This window comes from Bradyrhizobium sp. CCBAU 11357, assembly GCF_028128865.1.
In the GTDB taxonomy this organism is placed as follows: Bacteria; Pseudomonadota; Alphaproteobacteria; order Rhizobiales; family Xanthobacteraceae; genus Bradyrhizobium.
In genome coordinates this window covers 1-17,959 of sequence record NZ_LBJW01000076.1, presented here as the reverse complement: position 1 = coordinate 17,959, position 17,959 = coordinate 1, and the positions used below count along the sequence as shown (strand labels likewise).

Annotated in this window: 11 protein-coding genes and 8 pseudogenes; 6 read left to right on the top strand and 13 right to left on the bottom strand. The window is 59.4% G+C overall.

Translation table 11 applies throughout. The features are described 5' to 3' along the window. Positions 1–455 precede the first annotated feature (455 nt). A pseudogene (locus tag XI05_RS10135) lies at positions 456–903 on the bottom strand (IS3 family transposase); the annotation flags it as partial. Positions 904–972: 69 nt separating this feature from the next. Between XI05_RS10135 and XI05_RS10130 the strand changes: the two are divergent. Continuing rightward, positions 973–1,251, top strand: a complete 279-nt coding sequence (locus tag XI05_RS10130) for a hypothetical protein (RefSeq protein ID WP_271501035.1) — start codon at positions 973–975, stop codon at positions 1,249–1,251. 1,044 nt (positions 1,252–2,295) lie between these two features. Here the strand turns inward: XI05_RS10130 and XI05_RS39735 are convergent. From XI05_RS39735 to XI05_RS39730, 5 genes and pseudogenes are all read right to left on the bottom strand, one after another. After that, positions 2,296–2,658: a DDE-type integrase/transposase/recombinase gene (locus XI05_RS39735; protein WP_442869254.1), complete on the bottom strand. Its 363-nt coding sequence runs from the start codon at positions 2,656–2,658 to the stop codon at positions 2,296–2,298. Between the two features lie 148 nt (positions 2,659–2,806). Further along, the gene (locus XI05_RS10125) at positions 2,807–3,268 is read right to left on the bottom strand and encodes a group II intron maturase-specific domain-containing protein (RefSeq protein WP_271501033.1); all 462 of its coding nucleotides are present in this window, start codon (positions 3,266–3,268) and stop codon (positions 2,807–2,809) included. Positions 3,269–3,372: 104 nt separating this feature from the next. Further along, the gene (locus XI05_RS10120; protein ID WP_271501031.1) at positions 3,373–3,966 is read right to left on the bottom strand and encodes a reverse transcriptase domain-containing protein; all 594 of its coding nucleotides are present in this window, start codon (positions 3,964–3,966) and stop codon (positions 3,373–3,375) included. Continuing rightward, positions 3,963–4,106, bottom strand: a complete 144-nt coding sequence (locus XI05_RS10115) for a hypothetical protein (RefSeq protein WP_271501029.1) — start codon at positions 4,104–4,106, stop codon at positions 3,963–3,965. The genes XI05_RS10120 and XI05_RS10115 overlap by 4 nt, the downstream gene beginning before the upstream one ends. Positions 4,107–4,165: 59 nt before the next feature. Then, positions 4,166–4,267: pseudogene (locus tag XI05_RS39730) on the bottom strand (hypothetical protein); the annotation flags it as partial. 206 nt (positions 4,268–4,473) lie between these two features. Here XI05_RS39730 and XI05_RS10110 point away from each other — a divergent pair. Then, positions 4,474–4,698 carry a hypothetical protein gene (locus tag XI05_RS10110; protein ID WP_271501026.1) on the top strand — a complete coding sequence of 75 codons (225 nt, stop codon included), beginning with the start codon at positions 4,474–4,476 and terminating at the stop codon, positions 4,696–4,698. A gap of 1,037 nt (positions 4,699–5,735) precedes the next feature. On the opposite strand, the gene XI05_RS10105 is transcribed toward XI05_RS10110, so the two are convergent. Next, positions 5,736–6,287, bottom strand: a complete 552-nt coding sequence (locus XI05_RS10105) for a hypothetical protein (protein ID WP_271501023.1) — start codon at positions 6,285–6,287, stop codon at positions 5,736–5,738. A gap of 294 nt (positions 6,288–6,581) precedes the next feature. On the opposite strand from XI05_RS10105, the pseudogene XI05_RS10100 reads away from it, so the two are divergent. After that, a pseudogene (locus tag XI05_RS10100) lies at positions 6,582–6,833 on the top strand (IS3 family transposase); the annotation flags it as partial. A gap of 354 nt (positions 6,834–7,187) precedes the next feature. Here the strand turns inward: XI05_RS10100 and XI05_RS10095 are convergent. Next, on the bottom strand, positions 7,188–7,430 hold the full coding sequence (locus tag XI05_RS10095; protein WP_271501020.1) for a hypothetical protein: 243 nt from the start codon (positions 7,428–7,430) through the stop codon (positions 7,188–7,190). 234 nt (positions 7,431–7,664) lie between these two features. Here XI05_RS10095 and XI05_RS10090 point away from each other — a divergent pair, with 234 nt between their 5' ends. Further along, a complete protein-coding gene (locus XI05_RS10090; RefSeq protein WP_036032306.1) occupies positions 7,665–7,949 on the top strand; it encodes a DUF3892 domain-containing protein in 285 nt (94 codons plus the stop codon). A 223-nt stretch (positions 7,950–8,172) separates the two neighbouring features. Further along, entirely contained in the window at positions 8,173–8,421 is a 249-nt protein-coding gene (locus XI05_RS10085) for a hypothetical protein (RefSeq protein WP_271501017.1), read from the top strand. A 50-nt stretch (positions 8,422–8,471) separates the two neighbouring features. Here the strand turns inward: XI05_RS10085 and XI05_RS10080 are convergent. From XI05_RS10080 to XI05_RS10065, 4 pseudogenes are all read right to left on the bottom strand, one after another. Then, positions 8,472–9,419 (bottom strand): annotated as a pseudogene (locus XI05_RS10080) (IS5 family transposase); the annotation flags it as partial. A 279-nt stretch (positions 9,420–9,698) separates the two neighbouring features. After that, positions 9,699–9,963 (bottom strand): annotated as a pseudogene (locus XI05_RS10075) (IS5/IS1182 family transposase); the annotation flags it as partial. 722 nt (positions 9,964–10,685) lie between these two features. After that, a pseudogene (locus tag XI05_RS10070) lies at positions 10,686–13,060 on the bottom strand (DPP IV N-terminal domain-containing protein). 579 nt (positions 13,061–13,639) lie between these two features. After that, positions 13,640–14,079: pseudogene (locus XI05_RS10065) on the bottom strand (integrase core domain-containing protein); the annotation flags it as partial. Positions 14,080–14,583: 504 nt separating this feature from the next. Here XI05_RS10065 and pdxR point away from each other — a divergent pair. After that, a complete protein-coding gene (gene pdxR, locus XI05_RS10055; RefSeq protein WP_442869253.1) occupies positions 14,584–16,020 on the top strand; it encodes a MocR-like pyridoxine biosynthesis transcription factor PdxR in 1,437 nt (478 codons plus the stop codon). 136 nt (positions 16,021–16,156) lie between these two features. Here pdxR and XI05_RS10050 read toward each other — a convergent pair. Then, a pseudogene (locus XI05_RS10050) lies at positions 16,157–17,490 on the bottom strand (IS5 family transposase). Positions 17,491–17,959 lie beyond the last annotated feature (469 nt).

Genomic DNA, 17,959 nt, shown 5'->3' with positions numbered 1-17,959 from the left:
TCTACCATGCGTTTAAGTCATGCGGGCTCGAGTTTCACGCAATCGAGTATGCCTAACAATTCCTGAGCCTCCTCGGCATAAAATGTCGGGATTGGTGATCTGCCGGGCTCAAAGACTGATCGGCCGCACGGGCCTGATTGGCTGCAAGCACCGCAAGCGCTTGCGACCGCAGTGACGCGGCTCGAATATGTGCATCCGTTGGCCCTATGGTTGAAGCTAGCGGGCACGTGGCTCGGCGCTCGATGAGAGAGAAGAAGCGCTGTCCCTACCACGAGCCGCTAACTCCCACACAGCCAGCCTCAGCGGCGGAAGAAGCTGACGTGGGATACATCCATCGGAAAAAGCTGCGGCACAACTACGAGAATCGGTCGGCCCCACGTCTTCAGACACTCTCTAAGCTGGTCCGACAGCTTGCCGAAATGGGAGACTGATCTTCCCCCGAAAAAGTGAACGGGTTAAGCGGCTTTTAGCTCCATTTCCATCGGCGCGACATATCCGATCGCGGAATGGAGGCGGGTTCGGTTGTAGAAGGCCTCGATGAAGGCGAAGATATCGCGCTGGGCCTCGGCACGGGTGTTGTAGTCGCGATGATGGACCAGCTCGGTTTTCAAGGTATGGAAGAAGCCTCTCCATCGGGGCATTGTCGTAGCGATCGGCCTTGCGGCTCATTGATGCCATGATGCCGGCTCCGGTGAGGACCTTGCGATAGGCTGTGAGGCATACTGCACGCCGTGATCGGAGTGGTGGATCAATCCGGTCTGCGGCCGTTGCTGCTGGATGGTCATAGTCAGTGCCGCGGATGCGAGTTCGACCTGCATATGGTCTTGCATGGCCCAGCCGACGATCTTTCGGCTGAACAGATCACATGACGGCCGCCAAGTATAGCCAGCCCTCCGCGCCAGGAGAACGAACGGCTGCGCATGGAGCGCGACATCCAAAAAAAGTCGATCGCGATCTTCGCCGGAACCGGACATGAGCTTCCGCTTCATCGAACACCATCGCGACGCCGATCCGGTGCGGCTGATCTGTGCCGTGCTCGAGGTCTCTGGTGCCATTGCGCTGTCCCTGGCGCGTGTCGCTAACCCAAGCGCTCCGTATCCGCGCTGGCTGACGAAAGGCCGACGAGACCTGCGCGGCATCCACAAAACGAAAAAAAGGCCCGCGTGGGCTGTTCAAAGCTTAGCCGCCTTTGACGACAGTGCGCTCAATCTGTTGTGGGGAATCCTGCAGCCACGCAAAGACGCTCGCTAGACTGTAAGGCCGTGCGACTTCATGGCCGCCAAGCTTAATGGGATGATCTTCGATAAGATAGAACTGCCCTTCGGCTGTTCTGACCATACGATCTCTTATCTCGAACCACACGCCCGTTGCCGGCACTCTTTTGTAGAATACGCGCGTTGCGAAATTGAACGCTTCAGCAAGGTCCCGCGCTGTCGGGATCAGTTTCCGCGCGCGCAAATGTCTTAATGGCTTAGCCCTTGATGCCGTGGTTTGTCGCTTGAACATACGCTTTCCTCGTCGGCTCAGAACAGGCGGATGCGACTCGGCGCCTACATCGGCGGGTCTTGAAAGGCGCTATCCCCAGCCGCATCCGCACTGCGGGTGAAGTTAGCGACGCATGACTCGGCGCATTCCGCTGGAGGAAGGAAGGCGCTGTCCCTTCACGTGCCGCTAACCCCGGCAGTGCTTTTAGCGAGGGAGCGGCCTTAAGTGACCTACCAGGATTGGTGTTTATGCAGAGCAGACGACTGAGCGACTTAACGCCGCTCAGCCTGTCAGTCTTCAGAACGATCAGGCCGACGCGAACGTTGCGCTGACCTCCCCATATCTCTGTTTCAGTTGCCGCAAGCGATGGATACCGAGCGCCCTCTCAACCATCGGCTCACCGCAGCATTTCATCACGACCCTGATGGCGCGAGCCGGAATGTCCTGCCGTCGTAAAGACGCCCAAGCAAGGAACGGCCACACGATTTTAGGCAGCTCCTCGTCAGACGCAGGTCGTTGATCGCATCGCCCCCGCATCGCCTCAGCTTCGCGAGCGCGTGAGCCAGGACATCGGGACAATCAGTTTCGAGAGGGGCAGTGCGCTGCGCGAACTGTAGCTTTGCTACCCGGATCACTCTACACCCCTGCCAAGCCTTACGACGTTGATTTCGGTACGCGCGACGCTATGAGACTTAATGTCGGTCATCTCAAAAGGCTTCACCCGTGCGAAGAAGCGTGATGCGATAGCCCTGCATCAGCGGCCAAGGCAAAGTGATCTTCCCCCGAAAAAGTGGACGGGTTAAGCGGCTTTTAGCTCCATTTCCATCGGGGCGACATATCCGATCGCGGAATGGAGGCGGGTTCGGTTGTAGAAGCCCTCGATGAAGGCGAAGATATCGCGCTGGCCTCGGCACGGGTTTGTAGTCGCGATGATGGACCAGCTCGGTTTTCAAGGTATGGAAGAAGCCTCTCCATCGGGGCATTGTCGGAGCAATCGGCCTTGCGGCTCATTGATGCCATGACGCCGGCTCCGGTGAGGACCTTGCGATAGGCGTGTGAGGCATACTTTAGGCCGCGATCGGAGTGGTGGATCAATCCAGTTTGCGGCCGTTGCTGCTGGATGGTTATAGTCAGCGCCGCGGACGCGAGTTCGACCTGCATATGGTCTTGCATGGCCAGCCGACGATCTTTCGGCTGAACAGATCACATGACGGCCGCCAGATACTGCCAGCCCTCCGCGGTCGGGAGTGGAGTAAAAAGCGCGAGCGCGCTTCTCCTCCCCGAACCGTACGTGCACCTTTCAGCGCATACGGCTCTCTGTTCAAGCTTGGCCCATGGCCATAGCAACGTCCTCATAATACGAGGTGACAGTGCTGCGGGCTTCTTTTCGGAAGATGTATGGATTATCCTCCGGATTGCGCCACCGGAACTGCGCCTTCGGACTTGAGAAAAGCCGGTGAAGTGCTTTTCCGTGCGGCCCGCCCCGTTCATTCCGACCAAACACGAACCAGGTTTTCGCCTTGCCCGGCTCCGGGGCTCGGTACCATTTCCGCATCAAAGGTTTGATGCGAGATCGGTATTTGTGCCCCAGCCAATGCGCCATTTTCCAGAATACGACGTGGTCGATGCGCCGGAATACGTGCGCGGTGAAGTCGGTGAACTTGTAGAACGCTGCCCATCCCGCCAGTTGACGGTTCAGGCCAGCGATCATGTCGACCGCTTCAGTGAGCCTGCGAACAAACCCCTTCGCCTTTTCCTTGGGGATCGTTGTGACGACGGACATGCGCCCGTGCGACCCTCGCTTGCGAATGATCTGTGCCCTAGAAAGACGAAGCCGTCATGACGTGGGTGATATGGGTTTTCTCCAAATTCAGCGTCGCGTCATTTTCAGCTTGCCTTCCAGAAGGCGCGGCATTCGTGGTGGATTTCCTCTGCTTGAGCTTTGGTCCCTTTTACGATGACGACAAAGTCGTCAGCGTATCGGCAATAAGCAACCGCCGGCTTCCATTGCTGGTTCTCTCGAACCGCAATAGGGCGGCCCAGCTTGATGCCGAAGTTCCATGCCCAGCGGTCCTTGCGAGCCTTGTCGCTCAGGTATTTCGCCTCCAGCCACGCATCGAACTCATGGAGCATGATGTTGGACAAGAGCGGTGACAGCACGCCACCTTGCGGAACACCCTCGCTGTCGTCGGCGCCTTCGCCGATGGTCAATCCTGTCTCAACTTGGCGGCGGCCCGGCTGCGGCACATTGCCGAAACGGCGTGGTCGACCAATGCTACATGAACATGCGATCGCTCTATCAGCCACAACTCTCTGATGGACTTGCCGGATCGCGGCCAGCAGGCTGGCATTGGATTTGGTCCGCTCACTGACCGGGCGATCACGCCAGGCGTAATAGCCGGCCGGCGAGACCTCGAGCACGGCACAGATCAGCCGCACCGGAACGGCGTCGCGATGGTCTTCGATGAAGCGGAAGCTCATGTCCGGGTTCCGGCGAAGATCGCGATCGACTTTGTGAAGATGTCGCGCTCCATGCGCAGCCGTTCGTTCTCCGGGCGCAGACGGGCGATCTCCGAGCCTGGTCCGCCGACATCGGCGTCGCCTGCGTGGTGGGGCGCCACGCCGCCGATGTCGGCTCCTGCCGGAGCTTGTCAACCCAGCGCCGCAGCACCGAGTCATGCAGACTGAGTTCCTTGGCAACAGACCCGATCGAGCGCCCACTCAAAGCCAACTCAACGGCTTGGCGCTCGTAGTCGGTAAATGACCGACGTTGACGTTCCATTCGACACCTCCGGGCTCGATGAGCCTACTACAGGTGCCCACTCATTCGGAGAAGGTTCAACGGGCTCGCCCATGTTTTTTTCTATGGCCGCGATTCTTGTGACCCTGTCGGCGGCCCTTGAGTGGACTTCACCGAGTTGTCGCCAGGTCCGTGCATTGACGTGCCGAGCGGGCCGTTGAAGTAAACCTGTAACAGAGGGACAACACATGTCGGTGCTCAAAGTTGATCTGGACGGAAGTACGCTAGAACAATGGGCGACTGTGTTGTCCACGTGCGGCCTTAAGAACGCTATCCGTCGCGCCGTCGATAAGTCAGCAACAGCCGCGCGTAAGGTCGCGCTCGATATCATCGGGAAAGACATCGGTGTCCCGGTTGCGAGACCCAGGCCGGGCGTGACCAAGCTCATGCGCACGACGCAGGGCGACTTGTAGCGTCGTTCACGGCCTCGACGGTTCGCGTGGGCATTCTCACCACTAGCGGCGCGAAAGTGGGCGCCGGCGGACTTACCGCGAGCACGCATCGATTGACTGGCGACGGCTCTGCTTCGTTGCAGATCAAGAATGCATTCCTTGTTCGCACTGCGCAAGGCGGCACACCTACGTCGCATATAGAAAGAATCACTCGCGACTCCCGATCAAGGCCCTGTACGCAGAGCATCCGGGCTCAGCGATGGGGCAAGATGGCGCCGCAGCGCGTGAGGGGTGAGAGAAAGAGGCGAACGCCCAGCTCGCTGCGCGCATGCCGCAGGAGATCCAGAAACAGCTATTGGCTGACGGGCTGCCTTACACGGCGCCTGCCCACTAAATGAATGACGAACAATGACCGACAAGCAGGCGTGGGGCGACCTGCAAGCCGTCGCTTCCTGGCACGACAAGCGTGCGACATCTGCGCACCACAAGCGGGGCCTTCTCTGTATCGCGCAGGCACGCATCACCGGGTCCGTTGCAGGACGCGAAAAGTGCGGTAATCGTCTCGATAGAGTTCGCGAGCCGTTCGGTCGCGTCGCGGTGTGCTCAGCGGCCTTGGCGTTTCGCAGCCCAAGGATGAGCAGCGGTCCAGCGGTGCCCGCGAGCGCATCGGCTGCGTCGGCTAGCGATCGGGTCGCGAACAATGGTTGCTTGCGCAAAGCGTCCTCCAAGGCCGGCGCCTTGTCGTCGGTGATCATGCTGGCAGGTCTTTCGTGTGTAGACGGGGTTGACAGGCTCGGCCAGCCACCGAAAAAGGACGCCCCCCCCCCCCGCGGAATGCGGCCCCATCTACTGGCGATGCGACGTTGAGAATCGCGCACCGGCCGGAACCCGTCCCTAAGCCACTGATCTGATAAAGCTTTAAGGCCACAGCGCACGAGACGCGGAGCGCTTCTAGCCCCGCCTTTGACCGACGGCTTGAGTAGCGGGTGTTCGCCCTACGAAACACTCGCTCGCAGTCCCGTTCGCCAAAATGTCTCGTTGGAGAACAACGGGCTCTGTCAGCCCCTCAAGACGACCCGCTGCAGCTCTTCATGCTTGATGTCGTGGGTCGATTCCACGACTCTGCGGATCCGAGCCAACATCCGGGTATGCAGGCGCTCGCCATTGGCCTCTTCCTCCAGCGCCGGACGCTCGTCGACGATCTTCCGATCCGCAGCTTCCAGCGTCGTGGGATTCATCGGCCCGATGCTTTCGGTCAGATCCACGATATCGGAGGCGTGATTGTAGATGTTATTGCTGTCGAAGTAGCGCGAGGCCCGCTTGTCGAAATGGTTCACGCCCAGCATGTATCCCGCGAGCGCTTCGTTCGAGGTGGAAAAGGAGTGGCCCATGATGCGCCGCTGGTGCTCCGTGAAGAGGTCCGAAACCTGACATACGTCGTCGAAGATGGTCGACGCGTACTCGTATGCGTCGACCAGATATTCATGATTCCCTTCTTCGAGGAAGGCCTTCAGCGCTCCCTTGCAAGCGCGACCTTTAAGGACGGTGACAATCCGCTCCTCGTACGCCTTGATCCGTTCTGTGGCTTGCCGATGGGCTTCCTCAGACATCGGTCGGTTCTTGCTCTTGCAGCATCACCCAATTTTCAACGTGGGCCACAGCTCCCTCCCTAGCTGCAGAAATCGCTTCACAACTTGTTAGATAGTTCCATTTCCAGCGGCGGTCAGGGAGGATCTGGTCTTGTCAAGGCACGGAAACGAATCTCCGGCGACCGTCGGCAATAAGCTTCTGTGGCGCGTCTATCGTCTCGCGCGGCGCTTGATGCGAAGGTGGTGTTCTTGCTTCTATGGACGCTGGCCGTTCGCCTGACCACATCGCCGTCGCGCACCGGCCAAGGCTGCTCAGGAAAGATCGAGCGCTGGCATCAGACGCTGAAGAACCGAATCCTGCTTGACAACTATTACCTACCGGTGATCTCGAGCGTCAAGTAGGAGTCTTTGTCGAATACTATAATCACGTCCGCTATTATGAGAGCATCGACAACCTCACGCCAGCCGATGTCTACTTCGGCAGGGCTGAGGCGATCCTCGCAGAACGAAACCGCATCAAGCGCGACACCAAACCGCCGCTTGCAGCATCAACTGCAGGCCGCTTAAACTCTAACCCTGATGAGCCAGAGCCTCCGTTCTCAAAAAGCCTGACCAGTCTCAAATTATCTGACGACGGACACTCCTTCAGGATTGATGGCTTCTTCTAGAATGAAGGAGCTTTAAATGAACGATGGGAATGCCATGGGTCATGGTGATCCAAATTGATGAGGCCCGGATTCGAGATCACCTGGGCGAGATGGTCCGCGGGACGGTGGAAGAGACACTGAACGCCATCCTGGAGCCGAAGCGGACCAGCTGTGCGGTGCTGGGCGTTATGAGCGCAGCCCGGCCCGGCAGGACACGCGCGCCGGCAGCTACGACGCCGGATGGACGTAGCCTTCGCGCCGTCAACTTGGCGGCTCACTTCTTCCCTTCTAGAAGCGTGCGTATGCGCGCAGCGATCTTCCGTGCCTCCTCCGGCCCGGGGTCGAGTTTCACGCAATCGAGGATGCCTAGTATTTCCCGAGCGTCCTCGGCATCGAACGTCGCGACTTGGCGATCTGCCAGGCTCAAAGACTGATCGGCCGCGCGGGCCTGATTGGCTGCAAGCACCGCAAGCGCCTGTGAGCGTAGGGACGTGATGTACCGCTCGAATATGTGCATCCGTTGGCCTGTAGCTACCCTTAGGGTACGCTTCGCAAGCGCCGAAGCGCCGGTGGCCGACCCCGTCTATGAAGACTGTGGTTGGCCACCTTTGCTCCAGAGACATATTCCCGAGGCGCCACCAGATCATGGCGCAGACAAGTAACCGAGGCACCTACCTGAATTGGTCGGCGGCACGGTCCGCCACTGAACGCTAACCTTGTTGCTCCTTTTGCATGCGGAAGAAGAGACCCCGTGGCCAGACTCGCACGCGTTCGTTGCGTCAGTAAGACCGACAGCACGAATCCACACGAGAGAATTAGCAGCATCGGCGGGGTATATTCGAACGGAAGTCACTGGAAGCAATCTGTCGTTCAGACGATCAGAGACATCGAAAGCGGCGCATGGGAATTCTATGTCCAGGAAGACGGGCTCACTGCTGGTTTGATCGTGGCCAAACACGAAGGGCACAAGTACATCAAGACGACGGCCGACGGCATTCAGCCAGACAATCTTCTTTCACTCGCTGAGTGTCCGTGATGCTTGTTCAGCCCAGATCGCCGGTAGTGCGGGCGCAACTCGGCGCCGTTCGGCTGCGCGGTGTCAGGCGCTGTCCCCGCCAGCCATTTATTGCCGCTCGCGAAGCGGAGCGTTGAGCGATTGCTCGATAATATAGATTGGCCGGACTTCAAGCTGCTCTCTGGAGTTCCGCTACGAGCTTCTTCGGGAAGCGCGTTCTAGCGTAGTCGAAGGAACAACGCACTTGCGCTTTACGAAAGATGGCCCAAACTTCGCCGATGAATTGCTCGTCGCTCGCGACGAGGGGCGAGTTGTTTTCTTTCGTGGCGCGGGTGTCTCGCTGGCCAAAGCTGGGCTGAAAGACTTCATTGGACTGGCCCATGCCGTTGCCGACAAGCTGTCGATTGGCCCGGACAAGCCCCCGCGACAACTGATCAACGCGATCAAATCAACTCCACCCATTCCCGGTGTTGCGAAGTCTAATTTCGGCTGACCGTGTGTTCGGGCTAATGGAACGAGAGTGTCGAAGTAAAGAGTCGTCCGTTAAGAAACTGATTTCAGCGGTAAGGGGTCGCTGGCGGCTGCGATGAGGGTGGCCAGGAAGAGGCACCAAAGAGCCCTCAGCCAAGCGAGCATACGGCGGAAGTTGTGACCGACGGCAGAGAGGATGACGTTGGCCGCATCACCGGCGCGTCCTTTGAGGTAGCAGCGGCCGAGGTGACCATCGGCCTTCAGGTGTCCGATGATGGGTTCGATGGCAGAGCGGCGGCGCAGCTCGCGCTTGATGACGCCGAAGACCCCGCGCGCTTCTGGCCGGAGATGAAGACACGGCGCGGGTTCTGCGCGTCATGGCCACGGTATCCCTTGTCGACATAGGCCCGCTCGATCGCACAGCCGGTGAGTGTCTCGGTGCGGTCGATGATGTCCCGCAAGGTGTGACCGTCGTACGGGTTATCGGGTAGCGCCATGGCGTGCAGCACGAACAGCCCGCCGGGAGCACGGCTGTTGTTGGTGACGATGGAAGCTTTGACACCGAACTCGTAAGGCGCGGCTGCTTTGCCCTTGCCGATGCACTCGACCTCCGGAGCATGGAAGGAATACAGTTGCAGCCGCGCTGGCGTTGCTGCTGCGAGCGGATCTGGAAGGCCCGGCCAAGCGGGAGGGCGAAGGCGTTCTCGAGCACGGCCTGACCTTGATCTTGCGGCGGATATCGCGGATGATCCGGGTCAAGCGGCTGCGCAGGATGCGCAACTGCCGCTGATGCCGTTTGAATTGCTTGGCATGAGCGTAGCGCCCCGCCATCATGGCCGCGGTCTTGGCAATGCGAAGATAGGACTGCCGCAGCCTGATCCCGTGCGTCCTCGCCAGACGGTTGAGCCCTTTGATCGCCGCGTGCAGCAGCTTGGCATCGGTCGGGAAGGTGATGGCCTTTGGCTGCACCGTGGTATCGACGGTGACCCGCTTGAGGTCTTGGCCGCGTAACGCCCCCCCCCCCCCCCCCCCCCCCCCCCCCCCCCCCCCCCCCCCCCCCCCCCCCCCCCCCCCCCCCCCCCCCCCCCCCCCCCCCCCCCCCCCCCCCCCCCCCCCCCCCCCCCCCCCCCCCCCCCCCCCCCCCCCCCCCCCCCCCCCCCCCCCCCCCCCCCCCCCCCCCCCCCCCCCCCCCCCCCCCCCCCCCCCCCCCCCCCCCCCCCCCCCCCCCCCCCCCCCCCCCCCCCCCCCCCCCCCCCCCCCCCCCCCCCCCCCCCCCCCCCCCCCCCCCCCCCCCCCCCCCTGGAAATACGGGTCGTGGACCCAGCGCTCGCACACCCCCTCATCGGACAGGCCGTAAATGTGCTTGAGCAGCAGCCCGATCATGAAGGGTCGTGATGCCGGGCCGGCCGTCCCCGCTGTAGAGTGGTGCGATCTCGCCGTCGATCCAGTCCCAGTCCACCTTGCCGGCAAGCTGAACCAGCTCGTGCTTCATGTTGATGATCTGGTCCAGCCTGGCCCGTAACAGATCGCCCGATCCCGTCGTCCTGTGCCTCTTCGGTCGCATCGCCACCTCCGATGCGACCACGGAATCACGACTGGCGATTCGACGGAATCCCGAAAAAGAATTTGCAAGGTTCCGATGCCCGAAGCATCAAAACCCTGCAATCCCAAAACGGTCCACAACGACGAATGCGATTCCGCCTCAGTCGTTTAGCCGCTCTTCACGGACGACTGCTTAGAGTCTCGCCGGTCGGCGACGTCCTTCCTCCAGCGCTACGCTTTCAGAATAGCGTGATGTGCGACAGTAGAACGTTGGCGGCTTCAAACAATTCTGTACCCACATCTCGTCGCTGCCCAGCGGAATCCTGCCCATGATGTCCTTTTCTCCCGATTGGTATATCTTTGGCGTGAGCCCAAACAGCGCGCCTGCCTCTTTGCCCACTTGTAGGCTTGGCACTCGCGCCCGGATAACTCAGTCGCTGCGCCCAGAGGAGAGGCGAAATTTTGCATCGGCATGGCTGTCAACGAGCGCGAAACTTCACGCCCTGCTCTCTGCTGGCCATGCGCGCGAGATCGACTCGTTCGTACGGGGCGTTAGATGCCATCATCAACCTGACCATGGAAACGTGATGAGGAGAGACAGGCAGCATCAGTTTGTCACTGACGGCCCCTTCCGAACGGCTGTCAAGTCGCTGGAAGAGCAGCGACTTCGCCAAGCGATACTATTTCCTATTGGCGACCGCCGCCTACATGCGATGCTGATGTCCCAGGCGCCTCTATCTCCAGTCAGTTTTGCCGGTCTCGGCAGGCTTCAGCTGTTGACTCTTCGCACGATGATAGTGCCTCGTGGCTCTTTGGCTGGCCAATAGATGGGTCATTCCAATTAGGCGGCGTCTGTCTGAGGATATTCAAAACGAAAAAATCCAGGAGCTTGAGCAGACTGTAAGACCCGGACGTTCCGTGATCCGCACCTGGCACCACAAGCATGTCGAAGTATTTTCCTGCTCGAATAAGCCGGTCAGCTAGTTGAAATGTAGAGGATGGATCGACATTGCGGTCCAATTCGCCCACGATGAGCAGCAACTTACCTTGCAATCTATGAGCGTTGTCGACCGAGGAAGACTGCGAATATTCAATACCGACCGGCCATCCCATCCACTGTTCGTTCCACCAGATCTTGTCCATACGATTATCGTAGCAACCGCTATTGGCGACGGCCACCTTATAGAAATCGGAATGAAAGAGCAGTGCGCTCACCGCGTTTTGACCGCCGGCCGAGCCACCAAAAATGCCGACATTCGAGATGTCGTACCACGAAAACTCGGCGCTCGCCGCCTTGTGCCAAAGGATTCGGTCGGGAAAGCCAGCATCTCTCAGGTTTTTCCAGGCAACGTCGTGAAACGCACGCGACCGATTGTTCGTGCCCATTCCATCGATTTGAACGACGACAAATCCAAGCTGTGTGAGCGGCTCCACGACAGGCGAGAAAGACTTCGGAACGAAAGAACCGGTCGGGCCGGCGTAAATCTTTTCAATGACCGGATATCGGCGGCTTCGGTCGAAGTTGATCGGGAGATGAATAATCCCCCATATTTCGGTCTCGCCGTCCCGGCCCCTTGTATGGAACGTCAGTGGCGGCTGCCAGCCAGCGGCTACGAGCGCGGAAATATCGGCGCTCTCGACCAGCACGAGCTCCGAATTGTCAATGGTTCGGTACAACATTAGGCGTGGCGGGAGATCGCTGCGTGAGCATAGGTCTAGATAGTAGCGGCCGTCTGGCGAGAACTGGACGTGATGATTCGCCCTTTCGGGCGTTAGCGACGTCAGTCCCGTGCCATCGAAGTTGATGCGGTAGGCGTGGACGAAATACGGATCTTCCCCTTTATTCATTCCGCTTGCACTGAACCAAATCTGGCGCTCGATAGGATCTACGTAGTGGACGGAACGGACTACCCAAGCTCCACGCGTGATCTGGTTTTAAGATCGCCAGTGTATCCATCGAACAGGTACAGATGCTCGTATCCATCGCGTTCTGAGGCCCAGATGATCTCCCGCCCGTCCTCAACGTCGCAACGGAAGGTCTTGCCAGTATTCGACTGGTCCATTCTTAGGGGGTGGTAATCGATGAACGTCTTGCTGCGCTCGTCGATCAGAGTTCGAACGGTGCCTGTGGCAGCCTCGACCTCGGCGAGCCGGTAAAGCTGATGGCCTCGCTCATTGTACTCGAAAGTGAATCCGCGGCTGTCCCTCCACCATCGGATGGGAGAGAGGTCATAGGGATTTGGGAACAACGCATTGTCGATTGCGATCTCGCGACGATCACCGACGTCGAAAAGCACCGGCTGTGGCAGTGCCAGAGCATCGCCGGGCTTAGGGTAAGTCATCGTCCAGTGCCTCGGTTGGCGCTGGTCGCGTGGGGATGATTCGATGTAATGAACCTCCCGTTTGTGGCCCGGACGGACGCGGTAAGCTGCGAGGCGACGCGAGTCTGGAGACCAACTCAGCGTCGAAAACGCGTAGTAGTTGCCTTCAGATCCGTCCCAAGTCAAACGAATGTCGTTCGAGCGCTCCTTGCTGTGCAGGAACAGGTTGTAATCCTTGGTATAGGCGAGCCATTTCCCGTCAGGCGACACGCTCGCCGTCTTAGGATCATTCTCCATAGATGGCGCATCATCGTATGGGCTCTGCTGGTCGATTGCGGAAAGCTTTGTCTCGCTCGAGCACGCGTAGTTTATAAGTTCGCAGCTCCAAGCTGCATCCTCAATCTCGAAACTTATTCTGCCACCATCGTCAGCGAACTCAAAACGGTCGAATGGCAGATTGTCGGCATTAGCATCTTTGTGGCCTAAGCGATTCAGCGCAGAAGCTAGCTTCTTATGATCGAAAGCAGCCTGTTTTCTGCCGTTGGCAACATTCACGAGTACGAATTGACGCTTGCCGTTGCTCGTCAATCGATAGGCGAACGACGCACCATCTGCGAGCCAGAACGGTACCTCCGGAGCATCGATCATCAGTCTGGCATGCTGATCGTTTATCGTGAGCGCTCGATTGTAATCGGAAGGACGCAGGACCTCGTTTTCTGCGTTGCCTTTGGACCCGTTCACGGCAGCCGCCTCCAGCTGAGCTAAGACAGCGACCATCAAAGCACCGATCTTATACATGACGCTGCGCTGCGCTTATGCATGACTTGGTCAGCTGTCCTCATTGTGCGGGACACCGCCCGCATGTCGAGCCTAACAGAAGCAGAAATCATGCCGGCGAGGCGCAATGTGTATCGTCTGGTCTTTAGATGTAGCTGTCGTCTAAATGACGTTGCAGTGAACGCCAACGCGCCCCGCGTGTCTGAACTCGGACACGGTGAACCGGCGAGACTTCACTGCCAGTATACGATCGATCAGTCACGGATGACGCATCCTCAATCGCTATGATTGCCGACATCTAGAGATTGGCCTAAAGCAATGAGGAAGATGCATTTGTCGAGCACGCACCGGCATCGACGGCCGAAACAAGAACGGCATGATGTTTGCCTCACCTGGGCGGGGAAGCTTTCATCAACATGCTCATTCCTACCCTTCTCTAAGGACAGCGTCCGGAGGCTTCAGCGCCAAACTCTTTCGGAAAACTCTTTTGCTATCGCAAGGCGCTCGGCAGACGGGAAATCGTAGTTGTCATTCGCCGGATTAAAGAGTTGGCGCAGAGCGGATCCGCATGGAGCACGCGGAAGCAAAACTCATGCGGCATTAGGTGTTTAGTCCCGGCATCTGCTGGAGCGGATTGAGCCGGAATCGTTCTGGCTGGGATGTCCAGCATTTGCAGATGTATTCGTAGGGCGTGAGGCCCTTCAGGGTCTTCATCCGCCGAGCATAGTTGTAGGCGTTGACGAAGTCGGCCAGGTGAGTTTCGAGCCGATCGTGTCGATCGTAATGGTAGCGTTGCACGGTCGCTTCCTTGATCGTGCGATTCATGCGTTCGACCTGGCCATTGGTCCAGGTATGCCTGATCTTGATCAGCCGATGTTCGATCCCGTTCTCTTGGCAGCGCATGTCGAGCATATGCGTCGCGTATCTTACCCTCGGGCCGGCCGCAGAACGCGGGGGAAGGTGAACTGGATCCCGTTGTCGGTGAGAAAAGGATCACCTGCCGGCACGCTGGCCACTAAGGTATGGGGAAACGCCGAGGAGAACAAGCAAGTCAGGGAGAGTGATGCGGCTAGGAGGAGCGACTTACTTAGGGGCATGTCCTGGACTGGGTTGGCCGGCCAAGCTCTTGCGAACTGGACGGAAGCTACGAAGAGCTGGACTTGGTCTCAAAGAGTCACATGGGAGATCGCGTCTGCGACTTGCCTGAACTCAGCAAGAGGCGAGCCAATCAAAGCAGATGGAATCTCCAGTCGCCCGAGGCCGAGCAGCACCTGAACTTGGTTTCAAGCACGACAATCCCACCGACTTTGTCGGTCTCGTCTCAAAAACGGCAGTCCCGACCTTGTTGAGCACATAACCCGGAAGGCTCTTTCCAATTCAGTCGGCGATAGACTTCATGGAGACCGATATTTGGCCACGCCGGAATACAGACGGCCAGGAGTTCACGGGGCTTGTTTCGCGCGGCCACCTCGATTGAACCAGCTTGGTTTTGAAGCCGAACGGGCGCAGACTGGTCTATCCAGTAGCGTTCTTTGGTCAGGTTCATGTGGTCCAGATTAAGGTGCCATCACACCATGTCGGGCAGATGGGAGCGCGTCGGAGCTATGGAGTGCTCAGGGATCCTGGGGCGCGTATACGGCTCGAATGGCTCGCTGCCCTCCCGCGCTCTCGCCGAAGAGCTGGGACTATCGCGCGGAACGGTGACGGTCGCATACGAACAATTGGCGGCTGAGGGATTCATCGAGACCCGCCATGGCGCCCGCCCACGGGTCGCAAAGGCTGTCGTCGAGACCGGGCGCACAGGCACGAAAGCACGGTCGTCTACACGCAAGGCACGAGTCTCGCGGTATGGTGAACGTTTGCGAGAGGCCGTCGCACGCTCAACCGAGCAACCTCGTAATCTCGTTGCCCATTTTCGCTATGGTGATCTCTCACCCTTGGACTTTCCCGTGCTAACATGGAAGAGAGCCGAAACCGCTGCGATCACGCAGCGACCCCGAACATTGACTTACGATGATCCACGTGGCTCGCTGCGCCTGCGGACGGCACTGCAGGGCTATCTCTGGCGTTCGCGGACCGTACGATGCGAGATCGATCAGATCATCGTCGTCAACGGTTCACAGCAAGGGCTCGATTTGTGTGCTCGGCTGCTGCTTGACGCTGGGGATCGGTTCGTCATGGAAGATCCCGGCTACCCTATGGCGCGGCACATCCTCTCGGCGACCGGAGCTATTGCGGTGCCAATTCCGGTCGACGCAAACGGGCTGGACATGGCGAGGCTTGCAAGGGCCCGAAGCTCCTCTCGCTTACGTAACGCCCTCGCACCAATTTCCACTTGGCGGTGTCATGCAGACGGGCGGCGGCATCAGTTGCTCGCCTGGACCAAGAAGGTTGAGGCCTACGTGATCGAAGACGACTACGATAGCGAGTACCGGTACGACACGAAACCTGTGCTCCCGCTGCACGCTCTCGAAAAAAGCGAGCACGTCATCTATCTTGGGACCGTCTCCAAGACACTCTCGCCTACCTTGAGGATCGGCTATGTCGTGGTGCCTCCTGAACTGCAGTTCGCGTTCAGCGCCGGCAAGCAGATCATGGACCGGCACACATCTCTCATCGAGCAAGAGGCACTAGCGACGATGCTCGATGCGGGCGCCTACGACAGCCATGTCAGGCGCATGCGGCGGCGCAACGACGAGCGCCGGCGAGCCCTGATCGAGGCATTGCGACGGAGATTTGACGACCGAGTCCGAATCGAAGGTGACGCTGCCGGCTTGCATCTGGTCGTTTGGTTCGACGATCTGCCCAAGAAGTCCGAAGCAGCATTGATCAAAGCAGCCCGCGCAAAGGGGGTTGGCATCTACCCCATGTCGCCCCTGTACGATCAACGTCAGCCGGACCGCCGGCGCGGACCAAACCTCGTCGGGCTCATCTTGGGTAGTCTTCTTTTGACGCGTTCATGGTCTTCAATTGAGGGCTGACCTCCTCGCAATGCTTGGACGGCGACCTGGGGGCCTGCTTCTGATGGTCCTGGGAGTTGTCTTAAGCTCGAGCCGCCTGCTGCGACGTCGTGTTGAGCCAAGTAGTCCTCCGTGAAGAACGCGGGCGAACGTTGATTTAAGCGATCTTTTGAGCCGGGATGGTTTCGGCGAACGCCCGGATGATGGCACGCAAGAGTTCTGCGAGCCATCGCAGGAGCAGGCCGAAGTTGTAGCCGGCCGCGGCGAGGACGGCATTGTTGCCGTCGCCGACGCGGCCTTTGAGATAGTTGCGGTCCATGCGGTGCTCGGCCTAGACGTGGCCGATGACGGGCTCGACAGCCGCACGACGCTTCATCTCGCGCCTGATGGAAGCCGTGACGCGGCGGACCTGGCCCGAGATCCAGACCCTGAGCCGGTGCGGGTGGTTGTGGCCGCGGTACCCTTTGTCGACATGGATGCGCCGAGCCTCCACGCGGTGAGCTTCTCCATGTCGGCGACCACGGGGCCGAGCGTGTGCCCGTCGAAGGGATTGCCGTGCAGCGCCTTGGCATGGAGCACGAACTGTCCGCCCTTCGGGGACGTCACGGGGGTGGCGATACTTACCTTGCAGCCGAACTCGTAAGGCGCACGGGCTTTCCCCTTGCCGATGCACTCGACCTCCGGGGCATGTAACGCATAGACCTTGGGGCCGCGCTGATGCTAATCCTGGGTGCGCACCCGCTGCGCCAGAGCGAGCAGCGGGCCGAAGCGAGCTTCCAGCGCCGCATCGCCATCAATCTTGCGGCGGATGTCGCGGATGATCCGGCCAAGCCGCGTCCGCAGGAACTTGAGTTGGCGCCGGGCGCGCTTGAACTGATGAGCGTGGGTATAGCGGCCGACCATGATGGCGGCGCGCTTCGCCAGGCGCAGATAGCTCTGGCGCAGCGGCACACGGTTGCGCTTGGCGAGCCCGACGAGCTTGGTGATGGCCCGATGCATCAGCCGCGCGTCGGTCGGATGCGCGACGGCCTTTGGCTGCACCGTGGTATCGACCGCCACTCGCTCCAGGTCCTTGGGACCGATGGCGCCAGTCTTGTGCGCCACCGACAGACTTTCCTGGATCAACGCGACGAGCTGCTCCTCGCCGAGCCGCTGGCGCCAGCGCGTCATCGACGATCGATCGAACGGCAGCCGGTGGCAGCAGCTCAGCTCGCCGCAGGAGTATTGGTAATAGGGGTTCTCGATCCAGCGGGCGCACAGCACCTCATCCGAGAGATTGTGCATGTGCTTCAGGATGAACAGGCCGGCGACAAGCCGCGTCGGCAGGCCAGGCTGCCCCGGACCGGTTTGGCATACCGAACCAAAACGGTCATCCAGAAACTTCCAGTCGATCAGCGCCGCCAACCGCACCAGCGGGTGGCCCATGTCAATGATTTGATCGACGGCCGGAAGCAACAGATCTTTCTGGCGATCATGCCGCGGTTTGCTCATCGCCGTCCCCAATGCCGATGACCCGCCGTCAGGGAATCACGAATCGCTCGAAAGCAAAACCCCAAAACGCAAGAAACCGCGGCCCAACACCCGGCTTTCCTGCAAAATCGAACACTTTATCGAGAAAACTTCTGCCTATCCCTCAGGCCGATCTGCATTCTTCACGGAGGACTAAAGACATATATCGCGCGATTGCAGGAGCGCTCGAGCCGGGAAGCGTCATTGACCTAAGTGCTCATCGTAAACCGCCAAACTGCGATCCGCCACAAACGGTAGTTGTCCGGGATTCCCTCAACCTGAGGACGGTTCTAAGATAGCTATCGCGACGGTTTTTGTTGAATTTCGGAACTATTTGGGAAGCGCCAACAAGAAAATGGAGAATGATACATGAGCCTGGAGCGCCAGTGACCTTGCCCCCAGATTTTATCCAGTTCTGAGTTCGCTCAAGCCATTGGATTTGCCCAGTTGG

What these genes read in the sequence shown, in the direction of transcription:
- XI05_RS10130 (WP_271501035.1), top strand. Translation starts at nt 973, where the DNA reads ATGAGCTTCCGCTTCATCGAACACCATCGCGACGCCGATCCGGTGCGG.
- XI05_RS39735 (WP_442869254.1), bottom strand. Translation starts at nt 2,658, where the DNA reads ATGCAAGACCATATGCAGGTCGAACTCGCGTCCGCGGCGCTGACTATA.
- XI05_RS10125 (WP_271501033.1), bottom strand. Translation starts at nt 3,268, where the DNA reads ATGTCCGTCGTCACAACGATCCCCAAGGAAAAGGCGAAGGGGTTTGTT.
- XI05_RS10120 (WP_271501031.1), bottom strand. Translation starts at nt 3,966, where the DNA reads ATGAGCTTCCGCTTCATCGAAGACCATCGCGACGCCGTTCCGGTGCGG.
- XI05_RS10110 (WP_271501026.1), top strand. Translation starts at nt 4,474, where the DNA reads ATGTCGGTGCTCAAAGTTGATCTGGACGGAAGTACGCTAGAACAATGG.
- XI05_RS10105 (WP_271501023.1), bottom strand. Translation starts at nt 6,287, where the DNA reads ATGTCTGAGGAAGCCCATCGGCAAGCCACAGAACGGATCAAGGCGTAC.
- XI05_RS10095 (WP_271501020.1), bottom strand. Translation starts at nt 7,430, where the DNA reads ATGCACATATTCGAGCGGTACATCACGTCCCTACGCTCACAGGCGCTT.
- pdxR (WP_442869253.1), top strand. Translation starts at nt 14,584, where the DNA reads ATGTGGTCCAGATTAAGGTGCCATCACACCATGTCGGGCAGATGGGAG.